This is a genomic window from Streptomyces sp. NPDC051133 (genome assembly GCF_040682635.1).
GTDB lineage: Bacteria > Actinomycetota > Actinomycetes > Streptomycetales > Streptomycetaceae > Streptomyces.
On record NZ_JBFBBK010000024.1, the window covers coordinates 86,937 to 99,133 of the forward strand.

9 protein-coding genes are annotated in these 12,197 nt (G+C 68.6%); 5 read left to right on the forward strand and 4 right to left on the reverse strand.

All coding sequences use genetic code 11. The features are described from left to right. The first annotated feature begins 4 nt into the window (after positions 1-4). Positions 5-319 carry a hypothetical protein gene (locus tag AB0N17_RS24595; protein WP_366013609.1) on the forward strand — a complete coding sequence of 105 codons (315 nt, stop codon included), beginning with the start codon at positions 5-7 and terminating at the stop codon, positions 317-319. Here AB0N17_RS24595 and AB0N17_RS24600 read toward each other — a convergent pair. The 4 genes from AB0N17_RS24600 to AB0N17_RS24615 are packed head-to-tail and all read right to left on the reverse strand — an operon-like array spanning position 300 to position 4,181. Next, positions 300-1,070: a succinate dehydrogenase/fumarate reductase iron-sulfur subunit gene (locus AB0N17_RS24600; RefSeq protein WP_366013610.1), complete on the reverse strand. Its 771-nt coding sequence runs from the start codon at positions 1,068-1,070 to the stop codon at positions 300-302. The two genes, AB0N17_RS24595 and AB0N17_RS24600, sit on opposite strands and share 20 nt — an antisense overlap. Then, positions 1,067-2,998: a fumarate reductase/succinate dehydrogenase flavoprotein subunit gene (locus AB0N17_RS24605; RefSeq protein WP_366013611.1), complete on the reverse strand. Its 1,932-nt coding sequence runs from the start codon at positions 2,996-2,998 to the stop codon at positions 1,067-1,069. Before AB0N17_RS24605 ends, AB0N17_RS24600 begins: the two co-directional genes overlap by 4 nt. A 23-nt stretch (positions 2,999-3,021) precedes the next feature. Then, a complete protein-coding gene (locus AB0N17_RS24610) occupies positions 3,022-3,843 on the reverse strand; it encodes a hypothetical protein (RefSeq protein ID WP_366013613.1) in 822 nt (273 codons plus the stop codon). Positions 3,844-3,890: 47 nt separating this feature from the next. Next, entirely contained in the window at positions 3,891-4,181 is a 291-nt protein-coding gene (locus tag AB0N17_RS24615) for a hypothetical protein (protein ID WP_366013614.1), read from the reverse strand. A 314-nt stretch (positions 4,182-4,495) separates the two neighbouring features. Between AB0N17_RS24615 and AB0N17_RS24620 the strand changes: the two genes are divergently transcribed. The 4 genes from AB0N17_RS24620 (at position 4,496) to AB0N17_RS24635 (ending at position 12,111) form a co-directional block, all read left to right on the forward strand. Further along, complete coding sequence (locus AB0N17_RS24620; protein ID WP_366013615.1) at positions 4,496-6,676, forward strand: ABC transporter family substrate-binding protein; 2,181 nt, start codon at positions 4,496-4,498, stop codon at positions 6,674-6,676. A 140-nt stretch (positions 6,677-6,816) separates the two neighbouring features. Then, positions 6,817-8,724, forward strand: coding sequence for a translational GTPase TypA (gene typA, locus AB0N17_RS24625; protein WP_366013616.1), 1,908 nt, complete (start codon positions 6,817-6,819; stop codon positions 8,722-8,724). A 405-nt stretch (positions 8,725-9,129) separates the two neighbouring features. Beyond that, the gene (locus AB0N17_RS24630) at positions 9,130-10,164 is read left to right on the forward strand and encodes an ABC transporter permease (protein ID WP_366013617.1); all 1,035 of its coding nucleotides are present in this window, start codon (positions 9,130-9,132) and stop codon (positions 10,162-10,164) included. A 138-nt stretch (positions 10,165-10,302) separates the two neighbouring features. Continuing rightward, positions 10,303-12,111 carry an ABC transporter substrate-binding protein gene (locus tag AB0N17_RS24635; RefSeq protein WP_366013618.1) on the forward strand — a complete coding sequence of 603 codons (1,809 nt, stop codon included), beginning with the start codon at positions 10,303-10,305 and terminating at the stop codon, positions 12,109-12,111. Positions 12,112-12,197: the final 86 nt, after the last annotated feature.

Sequence of the window (12,197 nt, forward strand, 5' to 3'; positions counted from 1 at the left end):
CGTCATGCACATGTACATGGTGGTGGCAGCCGTGCTGATCGTGGCGTCCATGGTGGCGTTCGGCGTCGCGGCCCTCACGACCGGCTGGGTGATGCCCTTCGCGCGGCGCCGCGTCCTGCGGCCGAAGCTGCACGGGTACGGCCAGCTGATCGGCGCGGTGGGACTGTCCCTGTGGATGTTCCTCGGGCTGATCCCCCGCAGGTTCGACGTGGTCCCGCTCATCGGCTGGTTCCTGTGGATGGGTGCGCTGGGCCTTCAGATGCTGGCCCAGCGCCCCGGCCGTGCGCCGCGGGGTGGCGTTACGAAGAGCGTCTCCTGATCTTCGAGCCCAGCCACACCAGCGGGTCGTACTTGCGGTCGACGGCCCGCTCCTTCAGCGGGATCAGGGCGTTGTCGGTGATCCTGATGCCCTCGGGGCAGACCTCCGTGCAGCACTTGGTGATGTTGCAGTAGCCGAGGCCGTGTTCGTCCTGGGCCGTGCGCTTGCGGTCCAGGCCGGTCTCGGCGGCCGCGTCCAGCGGGTGCATGTCGAGTTCGGCGACGCGCATCAGGAAGCGCGGACCCGCGAAGGCCGTCTTGTTCTCCTCGTGGTCACGCACCACGTGGCAGGTGTCCTGGCACAGGAAGCACTCGATGCACTTGCGGAACTCCTGCGAGCGGTCCACGTCCTCCTGCATCATCCGGTACTCGCCCGGGCCGACACCGGCGGGCGGCACGAACGCAGGGACCTCCCTGGCCTTCTGGTAGTTGAAGCCGACGTCCGTGACCAGGTCGCGGACGACCGGGAAGGCGCGCAGGGGAGTGACCGTGATCGTCTCCGCCCGGTCGAAGACCGACATGCGGGTCATGCACATCAGGCGCGGGCGGCCGTTGACCTCCGCCGAGCACGAACCGCACTTGCCCGCCTTGCAGTTCCAGCGCACGGCCAGGTCCGGGGCCTGTGTGGCCTGGAGGCGGTGGATGATGTCCAGCACCACCTCGCCGTCGTTCACCTCGACGGTGAAGTCCTCGAGGCCGCCGCCCCCGACGTCGCCCCGCCACACCTTGAAGCGGGCCTCGTAGCTGCTCACTCGTACAGCTCCTCTTCGGCGAGGTACTTGACCAGCTCCTCCTTCTCGAAGAGGGCGAGCAGGTCCGGGCGGATGGGGTCGGTGGTCTCCCGGGCCAGCCGGATCTGGCCCCGGGCGGGGTCGGTCGCGGCGAGGCCGCCGGTGGGGTCGGCCAGGGTGCACAGCAGGTTCGCGTTGCGCCAGGCGCGGTCCATCGTCGGATGGTCCTCACGGGTGTGCCCGCCGCGCGACTCGGTCCGCTCCAGGGCCGCACGGGCCACGCACTCGCTGACGAGGAGCATGTTCCTGAGGTCCAGGGCGAGGTGCCAGCCGGGGTTGAACTGGCGGTGGCCCTCCACGCCGGCCCGGCGGGCCCGCACCCGCAGCTCGGCGAGCTTGTGCAGGGCCTGCTCCATCTCGCCTTCGCGGCGGATGATGCCGACCAGGTCGTTCATGGTCTGCTGGAGTTCCTGGTGGAGGGCGTAAGGGTTCTCCGGCGGGCCCGCCTCGCCCTCCGTCTCCGCCGAGAACGGCCGCAGGGCTTCCGCCGCCGCCGTGTTGACCTGGGCGTCGTCCACCGGCGGGCGCCGGTCCGTGAGCCCCTGCGCGTACTCGGCCGCGTGCCAGCCCGCCCGGCGCCCGAACACCAGCAGGTCGGAGAGCGAGTTGCCGCCGAGCCGGTTCGAGCCGTGCATGCCGCCCGCCACCTCGCCGGCCGCGTACAGCCCCGGCACCCCGCGCGCCGCCGCCGTGTCCGAGTCGACCGCGATGCCGCCCATCACGTAGTGGCAGGTCGGCCCGACCTCCATCGCCTCCGCGGTGATGTCGACGTCCGCCAGCTCCTTGAACTGGTGGTACATGGACGGCAGCCGGCGCCGGATCACCTCGGCGGGCATGCGGGTGGAGACGTCCAGGAAGACCCCGCCGTGCGGGGAGCCCCGGCCCGCCTTCACCTCGGCGTTGATGGCGCGGGCCACCTCGTCGCGGGGGAGCAGCTCCGGCGGCCGGCGGTTGTGGTCCGGATCCTCGTACCACCGGTCGCCCTCGTCCTCGGACTCGGCGTACTTCTCCTTGAAGACGTCCGGGACGTAGTCGAACATGAACCGCTTGCCCTCGGAGTTGCGCAGGACCCCGCCGTCGCCGCGCACCGACTCGGTGACGAGGATGCCCTTCACCGACGGCGGCCAGACCATGCCCGTGGGATGGAACTGCACGAACTCCATGTTGACGAGCGGTGCCCCGGCCAGCAGGGCCAGCGCGTGGCCGTCGCCGGTGTACTCCCAGGAGTTCGACGTCACCTTGAAGGACTTGCCGATGCCGCCGGTCGCGAGGACGACCGCGGGGGCCTCGAGGACGAAGAAGCGGCCGGTCTCGCGCTCGTAGGCGAAGACGCCGCAGACCCGATGGCCCTCCTTGAGGACCCGGGTGACCGTGCACTCCTGGAAGACCTTCAGCCGGGACTCGTGGTCCCCGGTCTCCTTGAAGTCCTCCTGCTGCAGGGCGACGATCTTCTGCTGGAGCGTGCGGATGAGTTCCAGGCCCGTACGGTCGCCCACGTGTGCCAGCCGCGGGTACTCGTGGCCGCCGAAGTTGCGCTGGGAGATCCGGCCGTCCTTGGTCCGGTCGAACAGCGCGCCCCAGGTCTCCAGCTCCCACACCCGCTCGGGGGCCTCCTTGGCGTGCAGTTCGGCCATCCGCCACTGGTTGAGGAACTTGCCGCCGCGCATGGTGTCGCGGAAGTGGACCTGCCAGTTGTCGTGCTCGTTGGCGTTGGCCATGGCCGCCGCGATGCCGCCCTCGGCCATCACCGTGTGTGCCTTGCCGAACAGGGACTTGCAGATCACCGCCGTACGGGCGCCCCGCTCCCGGGCCTCGATCGCGGCCCGCAGCCCGGCGCCGCCGGCACCGACCACGACGACGTCCCACTCCTGCCGGTCCACCACGGACATCAATCAGTCCCTCACTGGAATCTCTAGAAGAAGCGCGGATCGTCGAAGACCCCGGACGCGACCAGGTAGACGTAGAAGTCGGCGAGCGCCACGCTCAGCAGCGACGCCCACGCCAGCTGCATGTGCCGGGCGTTGAGCCGGCCGACGAACTGCCACGCCTTGTAGCGCACCGGGTGCCTGGAGAAGTGCTTGAGCTTGCCGCCGACGATGTGCCGGCAGGAGTGGCAGGACACGGTGTACGCCCAGATCAGCACGATGTTCGCCAGGAACACCAGGGTGCCCAGGCCCATGTGCCCCCAGCGGTAGTGCGGGTCCCGGAAGGACAGCACCGTGTCGTAGGTGAGCACGCACGCCACCAGCAGGGCGGCGTAGAAGAAGTACCGGTGGACGTTCTGCAGGATCAGCGGGAAGCGGGTCTCGCCGTTGTACGTCCGGTGGGGTTCGGCCACCGCGCAGGCGGGCGGGGACGCCCAGAAGCTGCGGTAGTACGCCTTGCGGTAGTAGTAGCAGGTCAGCCGGAAGCCGAGCGGGAAGATCAGGATGATGACCGCGGGGGAGATGCCCCACCAGCTCCCGAACAGGTCCCAGTTCGGCCCGGCGTGCATGGTCTTGCAGTTCTGCGCCAGGCAGGGCGAGTAGAACGGCGACACGTACGGCGCCGCGTAGTAGTGCGCGCCTGCGAAGGCCCGCCAGGTCGAGTAGACGACGAAGGCCAGCAGACCGGCCGCGGTGACGGCGGGCGCCAGCCACCAGCGGTCGGTCCGCAGATGCGGTGCGGCGATCTCGGCCCGCGTACCGGTGCGCACGCCGCCGCTGTTCTGTTGGGGTTCCGTACCAGTGGCCAAGGGATGACTCCGGTCGGTTCAGGGGTCGGGGGGCGAGCCGGCAGCGGTCAGGGTGCGTGCCGGTCGCGGGCGCCCAGGCCCTCGTCGTCCGAGTCCGTCCACAGGCTGATGTCGTAGGGCGTGTCGGAGATGGTGACGAGGTCGGGCCGACGGGCCGCGGCCGGGGTGCTGGCGGCCTCTCGCAGCAGCGCCACGCTCTCGCGCAGGTGGTCGGCGTCCAGCCGGACCCGGCGCATCTCCAGGCCGCCGCTGCCGAGCTGGTTCTCCAGGCGTCCCAGCGACCGGTGCAGATCGTCGAGAGAGCGCTGGACCGAGGTGATGTCGTCGTGCACGGACATGACGTGTCCTCACTTCCGCGGGTCCGTCGGGCCCTGGGCGGCGACGTTCATGCGCCTTGGAGTGTTGCGCGTCACACCTGTCGCTGTGAAGGGATGTGCATCGATTGGCCGAGGCGTACGGATGCATCCCGGGGTGTGTTGCGCCGCACGGGTGGGCTTACTGTCCGCCGTCGCCGTGTCGCCCGCTGTGGCCGGATCCTTTCCTCTTCAGTGGCTGCATAGATCTGATCAGCTCCATATACCGCCAAAAGTGATCAGCTCCATATACCGACAAATGTGAGCATAAGGCCCGCGGCTTTCCGGAGGTAGCAGAGATGTCCCACGACGGCGTCCACCAGCGCCCCGAAGGGGGCCCATCGCGGCCTGTCCAGCGCAGCCTCCTCACCCTTCTCACCGCCGGCGCGCTGGCCGTCCCGCTCCTCGCCGGCTGCGGATCCGACGGGGAGGACCAGGCGGGCAAGCCCCTGGCCGGGCAGGACATCGCCCCGGTCGCCCGCGACCTGGTCGCCGACGGCGGCACTCTGAAGTGGGCCGTGGACGCCCTCCCGGAGACCCTGAACACCTTCCAGGCCGATGCCGACGCCGGCACCACCCGGGTCGCCCAGGCCGTGCTGCCGTCGATGTTCCGGCTCGACGCGAGCGGCCGCCCGGAGGCCAATCCCGCCTACCTGGAGTCGGCCAAGGTCATCGAGACCGAGCCGCGCCAGGTGGTGCTGTACAAGCTGAACCAGCAGGCCGTCTGGAGCGACGGCCGGGAGATCGGCGCCGCCGACTTCGTCGCCCAGTGGCGCGCCCTGTCGGGGAAGAACAGCGCGTACTGGACCGCCCGCAACGCCGGCTACGACCGCATCGAGAAGATCGAGCGCGGCGCCAACGACCTCCAGGTCCGCGTCACGTTCTCGCGCCCCTACGCCGACTGGAAGTCGCTGTTCTCCCCGCTGTACCCGAAGGACGTCATGGGCACCCCGGACGCCTTCAACGACGGCGCCCGGCGCAAGCTGGCGGTCACCGCGGGACCCTTCAAGGTGGACAAGGTCGACACCGTCGAGAAGGACGTCGTCCTCACCCGCAACCCGCGCTGGTGGGGCAAGCCCGCCAAGCTGAACCAGATCGTGCTGCACGCCGTGACCCGCGACAAGCGGGCCGCCGCGCTCGCCGACGCCGACGTGGACGTGGCCGACATCGACGCCGCCGACGCCCAGCGGATCGGCCTCGCCGCCCGTGAGAAGGGCACCGGGACCCCGCTGCAGGGCGCCGGGAAGACCTCCGTGAAGAAGCTGCGCTCCTGGGCGCTCGCGCACGGCTTCGACTCCGACGACGTGAAGGCCGGCAAGCAGAAGCTGAGCAAGGCGATCAGCACGTACCTGGACCAGCAGCAGTCGCTGCGCGACGTCGCCGTGCGCAAGTCGCTGGAGCCCGCCTACACCCAGCTCGCCCTCAACGGCTCCGAGGGCCCGCTCATGGACGAACGCGTCCGCCGGGCCGTCGCCCGCGCCCTGGACCGCGAGGAACTCGCCAAGCTGGTGCTCACCCCGCTGGGCCTGCCCGCCGTCCCGGTCGGCAGCCACCTCGCCCTGTCCGGGCAGGCCGACTACGCCGACAACAGCGGCGCCCTCGGCGGCCAGGACACCAAGGAGGCGCAGGCGCTGCTCACCGACGCCGGCTGGGTGGCGGGCGGCCCGATCAAGGAGGAGAAGAAGGCCGAGAAGGCGGCCGGCCCCGAGGCCGGCGCGTCCGGCAAGGCGAAGCAGAAGCAGTCCGACGGCGGTGACGACGGGGAGTACATCGTCGGCGAGGACGACAAGAGCGGGAACCACGGGGAGCAGGACGACCGGCACCTGGCGCAGGAGGGTAAGCACGGCGGCGCGCAGGGCGCCTACGCCCCGCAGGGCACGGCCGCCCCGGCCGGCGGCGCGCCGGCCGGACCGCTCGCCAAGGACGGCAAGGCGCTCGCGCTCCGCTTCGTGCTGCCCTCCGGGCCCGGCTCCGAGACCCTGGAGACGGTCGCCGACCGGATCTCCTCGATGCTGGAGCGGGTCGGTATCCGCACGACGATCACCAAGGTCCCGGACGCCAGCTACTTCAAGGACCACATCGCCTCCGGCGACTACGACCTCGCGCTGTACTCCTGGCCGTCGTCGGCCTTCCCGGCGACGGACGCCCGGCCGATCTACGCGAAGCCGCTGCCGGCGGCCGACGGCTCGGTGAACGTCGAGCAGAACTACACGCGGGTCGGGACCGACCAGGTCGACCAGCTCTTCGACCAGGCGGCCTCCACGCTGGACGACGGCGAGGCGCGGGACCTGATCAGGAAGGCGGACGCCAGGATCTGGGCGTCGGCGGGATCCATTCCGCTCTACCAGCGGCCCCAGCTGGTGGGCGCACGGAAGACGCTGGTCAACGTGGGTGCGTTCGGATTCCGGACGCCCGTCTACGAGGACATGGGCTTCCTCAAGAAGGGGGCCAGGATCCCCGCCGCTCCCAAGGCGAAGTGACCCGGACGGCCCTGCGGAGGCCGAGTCCCGCAGGGCCACGTACCATGGGGTGAGGCCGTGGCGTGTCCAGCCCGGCAGGGCCCGCGTAACACAGGGGTACGCAGCAGGGTCGCCCTCACACTCCGGGAGAACGCCGCTTTATGGCCACGCGCCACGACATCCGCAACGTAGCCATCGTCGCCCACGTCGACCACGGCAAGACGACTCTGGTCGACGCCATGCTCAAGCAGGCCGGCGCCTTCGCCGCGCACGCCGCCGAGTCGCTCGACGACCGCATGATGGACTCGAACGACCTGGAGCGTGAGAAGGGCATCACGATCCTCGCCAAGAACACGGCGGTGAAGTACCACCCCAAGGACGGGGGGGACGTCGTCACCATCAACATCATCGACACCCCCGGCCACGCCGACTTCGGCGGTGAGGTCGAGCGCGGCCTGTCGATGGTGGACGCCGTCGTGCTGCTGGTGGACGCCTCCGAGGGTCCGCTCCCGCAGACCCGTTTCGTGCTGCGCAAGGCGCTGCAGGCCCGCCTGCCCGTCATCCTGTGCATCAACAAGACGGACCGCCCGGACTCGCGCATCGACGAGGTCGTCAACGAGGCCTACGACCTCTTCCTCGACCTCGACGCCGACGAGGACCAGATCGAGTTCCCGATCGTCTACGCGTGCGCGCGTGACGGCGTCGCCTCGCTGACCAAGCCGGAGGACGGCACGGTCCCGAAGGACAGCGACAACCTCGAGCCGTTCTTCTCCACGATCCTGTCGCACGTCCCGGCCCCCGAGTACGACGAGGAGGCCCCGCTCCAGGCGCACGTCACCAACCTGGACGCCGACAACTTCCTCGGCCGTATCGCGCTGCTCCGGGTCGAGCAGGGCGAGCTGCGCAAGGGCCAGACCGTCACGTGGATCAAGCGCGACGGCACGATGTCCAACGTGCGCATCACCGAGCTGCTGATGACCGAGGCGCTCACCCGCAAGCCTGCCGAGAAGGCCGGCCCGGGTGACATCTGCGCGGTCGCCGGTATCCCGGAGATCATGATCGGTGAGACCCTCGCCGACCCCGAGAACCCGATCGCGCTGCCGCTCATCACGGTGGACGAGCCGGCCATCTCGATGACCATCGGTACGAACACCTCGCCGCTGGTCGGCCGCGGCGGCACCGGCAAGGGCGCCGACAACAAGGCCGCGGTCAAGGACCGCAAGGTCACCGCCCGCCAGGTCAAGGACCGCCTGGACCGCGAGCTGATCGGTAACGTCTCGCTGCGCGTCCTGGACACCGAGCGTCCGGACGCCTGGGAGGTGCAGGGCCGCGGTGAGCTGGCGCTGGCCATCCTGGTCGAGCAGATGCGCCGTGAGGGCTTCGAGCTGACCATCGGCAAGCCCCAGGTCGTCACGAAGGAGGTCGACGGCAAGGTCTACGAGCCGGTCGAGCGCATGACGATCGACGTGCCCGAGGAGCACATGGGCGCCGTCACGCAGCTCATGGGCGTCCGCAAGGGCCGGATGGACAACATGTCCAACCACGGCTCGGGCTGGGTCCGCATGGAGTTCGTCGTTCCCTCCCGCGGCCTCATCGGCTTCCGTACCGAGTTCCTGACCGGCACGCGTGGCACGGGTATCGCCCACTCCATCCACGAGGGCCACGAGCCGTGGTTCGGCACGCTGACGACCCGGAACAACGGCTCGCTGGTCGCCGACCGCTCCGGTGCCGTCACCGCGTTCGCGATGACGAACCTTCAGGAGCGCGGCGTGCTGTTCACCGAGCCCGGCACCGAGGTGTACGAGGGCATGATCGTCGGCGAGAACTCGCGCTCCGACGACATGGACGTGAACATCACCAAGGAGAAGAAGCTCACGAACATGCGGTCGTCGTCGGCCGACTCGTTCGAGGCGATCGTGCCGCCGCGCAAGCTGTCGCTCGAGCAGTCGCTGGAGTTCTGCCGCGACGACGAGTGCGTCGAGGTGACTCCGGAGGCGGTTCGCATCCGCAAGGTCGTGCTCGACCAGCGCGACCGAGCCCGCACCGCGAGCCGCGCCAAGCACGGCTGATCCCAGGACCGGTTGAGCCCGGGCACCCCCAGCATGGGGGTGCCCGGGCTTTTTGCAACCTGTTTTCGGGGGCCCTATGTCCGGCATGCGGAGATCGTTGCCCGATAGCCATGTAACAAGTCCGTTTCGTGCCTTCTTCCGTCGGACTGTTTGTCCAGATTTTGGAAGATGTGGCGGCGATCCGTGACTGAATTGAGATCTACGGGCAGTGGTCGGTGGTCGACCCATGGCAGATAGTTAGCCGCGAAGCGCTCGGGTCAATGGGTCTCGCACTGTGGGGACAGTGCGCCGACTCACGAGCACCAGGGGATTTCTGTCCCTCCGTCAGGGGTGTCGGAGGGACGGTGAAAACCCTCTCTTGTTGGTGAACGCGTGGAGTCACTCATATCTTGAAACGGACGAACCGTGACAAGTCCTATCGATATTGAGGGCGGCGGGACTTCGGTCGTCGTCGACGGCGTACCAGGGCCGGAGACGAAGAGCGAGACCGTCAAGCTCGAAGGCCGGTCCCCCGGCCAGCTGATGTGGATGCGCTTCAAGCGCGACCGCACGGGCGTGATCTCGGCCTACGTCGTGGGTTTCTTCTTTCTGATCGGACTGCTCGCGCCGCTGATCTCCAAGGTGTACGGCAAGAATCCGTACACGGTGTACGCGGACGAGCGCCCGGAACTCTTCGACAGCGCCGGCGTCCCGATACAGCCCAACGGGGGCATCAGCGGCCAGTTCTGGTTCGGCCTCGAACCCGGCAACGGCTACGACGTCTTCACCAAGCTCATCTACGGCATCCGCACCTCGCTGATGATCTCGGTGGCCGTCACCCTCGCGGTCGTCGTCACCGGCATCCTGCTCGGCGTCACCGCCGGCTACATGGGCGGAAAGACCGACTATTTCATCGGCCGGGTCATCGACTTCCTGCTCGCCTTCCCGGCCCAGCTGTTCTTCATCGCGAGCATGCCGGTCGTGGTCTCCCTGTTCGTCAGCCCGCGCGACGAGACACCCACCTATGTGCGGGTGATCGCGCTGATCCTCGTCCAGTGGTTCCTGGGCTGGATGGGCCTCGGCCGCATCCTGCGCGGTACCGCACTCGCCCTGCGCGAGAGGGAGTTCATCGAGGCGGCCAAGGTCAGTGGCGCCTCGCCGTGGCGGATCATCCGCAAGGAGCTGCTGCCCAACATCGTCACTCCGCTGCTGGTGCAGGCGACCTATCTGCTGCCCGGCTTCGTGACGGCCGAGGCCGGTCTGTCCTTCCTCGGCGTGGGCATCGTCGAACCGACGCCGGACTGGGGGCAGATGTTCTCCAAGGCGTCCACCGAACTGGTGATGCAGAACGACATCACCTACATGTTCTTCCCCGGCGTTTCGATGATCATCTTCGTCGTCGCGTTCAACCTGCTCGGGGACTCGGTCAGGGACGCGTTCGATCCGAAGACCGCGCGCTGACCGTTCACTGCACCACTTCCTCCGCACACATTCCTTTGCACCAACTCCACTGCACCGCACTGCACTTGCAGCGGTCCCTTTCGCACTGGTGAGACACAGAACGCACTGGTGACACACAGATGGGTGGGAATCTTCGTGATGAGTAGGGGCGGACGCCACGCATACGGCGCACTCTCCGTGCTCGCGGCCGGAGCTCTTGTGCTCACCGGTTGCAGCAAGGGCGGCAGCGACGGCGGCACCGACGGCAAGAAGGACCAGGAGAACGCCAAGAGCCAGCAGGCGTCCATCAAGTTCGGTGACGCCGCGGACTCCACGGGCCCGGCGGCCGACGTGCCCGGCGCCAAGTCCGGCGGCACCATGGAGGTCCTCCAGCGCGACAGCTACGCGCACCTCGACCCGGCGCAGATCTACGTCTCCGACCAGATGTCGCTGGCGCAGCTGATCCACCGCGGCCTCACCGGCTACAAAGCGACCGGCAACGACGGCAAGCAGCACGAGGTCGTCGGCGACCTGGCCACCGACTCGGGCACCACCACCGACGGCGGCAAGACCTGGAAGTACACGCTCAAGGACGGCATCAAGTTCGCGGACGGCACTCCGATCACGTCGAAGGACGTCCGCCAGTCCATCGAGCGGCTCTTCGCCCCCTTCATCACGCAGGGCCCCAGCTACCTCCAGCAGTGGCTGGCCGACACCTCCGGCGCCGACTACCGCAAGCTGCTCAAGGACGGCCCCTACAAGGGCAAGCACCTGCCGAACAGCATCCTGGAGACGCCCGACGCGAAGACGATCGTCTTCCACTTCAAGAAGGCGCATCCGGACCTGCCGTACGCCCTCGCCATGGCCGGCTACTCCGTGGTGTCCGCGAAGGGCGACACCAAGCAGCGGTACGACAAGGCCCCGGTGGCCTCCGGCCCGTACAAGATCCAGTCGTTCAAGTCCGGCAAGTCGATGGTGCTGGTCAAGAACCCCAACTGGGACCCGAAGACGGACCCGATCCGGCACCAGTACGTGGACCAGTTCAACTTCCAGTTCAACCAGCAGTTCGAGACCTCCACCAAGGCCCTGCTCGCCGACAGCGGCCCGGACCAGACCGGCATCAGCTTCAACAACCAGGTCGACGCGGGCAACCTCTCCCAGGTGCTGCGCGACCCGAAGATGAAGGCCCGCACGGTCTCTGGCTACCAGCCGTACGTCGGCCAGATGAACATCAACATGAGCAAGCCGGAGCTGAAGGACATCCGGGTCCGCCAGGCCATCGCCTACGCCCTCCCGGTCACCCCCTTCGTCCGCGCCTACGGCGGCACCGACGCCATGGAGGTCGCCGGCGGCCTGATCAGCCCGACCGTCAGCGGCTACGACCCCTCCTTCGACCCGTACGGCAAGAAGAAGACGCCCGCCGGTGACGCGGCCAAGGCCCGGGAGCTGCTGAAGAAGGCCGGCAAGCTCAACATGAAGCTGACCTTCGGCTACATCAACACCAACGAGGGCCAGCAGTACTCCACCGCCATGGCGGCGGGCCTGAAGAAGGCCGGCTTCAACGTCCAGCGGCAGGAGATCCCGGCCGAGACCTACTACGACCAGGTCTCCAAGCTGAACAACCCGTACGACATCTTCCACACCGCGTGGGGCGCCGACTGGCCGTCCGCCTCCACCGTCATCCCGCCGCTGTACGACGGCCGGCAGATCGCCGACGGCGCGGCGAACTACTCGCAGATCAACGACTCGCACGTGAACAGCGAGATCGACCGGATCAACCAGATCACCGACCCGGTCAAGTCCGCGGCCGAGTGGGAGAAGATCGACAAGTACCTCCTCACCAAGGTGGTGAACGAGGTCCCGACCGGCTACTACAAGCAGACCCAGATCGCCGGTTCCAAGGTCGGCGGCCTCGTCTACGACGACGTGATCGGCGGCATCGACCCGCGTCGCCTCTACATCAAGTAACCGTCCCCTGCCGGTCCCCGGCGCGCCCGCCCCGTCCGGGCGCGCCGGGGACCGCCCGGACCGCCGACGTCTGAGAGCTGCCCTGT

What these genes read in the sequence shown, in the direction of transcription:
- AB0N17_RS24620 (WP_366013615.1), top strand. Translation starts at nt 4,496, where the DNA reads ATGTCCCACGACGGCGTCCACCAGCGCCCCGAAGGGGGCCCATCGCGG.
- typA (WP_366013616.1), top strand. Translation starts at nt 6,817, where the DNA reads ATGGCCACGCGCCACGACATCCGCAACGTAGCCATCGTCGCCCACGTC.
- AB0N17_RS24635 (WP_366013618.1), top strand. Translation starts at nt 10,303, where the DNA reads ATGAGTAGGGGCGGACGCCACGCATACGGCGCACTCTCCGTGCTCGCG.
- AB0N17_RS24605 (WP_366013611.1), bottom strand. Translation starts at nt 2,998, where the DNA reads ATGTCCGTGGTGGACCGGCAGGAGTGGGACGTCGTCGTGGTCGGTGCC.
- AB0N17_RS24615 (WP_366013614.1), bottom strand. Translation starts at nt 4,181, where the DNA reads ATGTCCGTGCACGACGACATCACCTCGGTCCAGCGCTCTCTCGACGAT.
- AB0N17_RS24595 (WP_366013609.1), top strand. Translation starts at nt 5, where the DNA reads ATGCACATGTACATGGTGGTGGCAGCCGTGCTGATCGTGGCGTCCATG.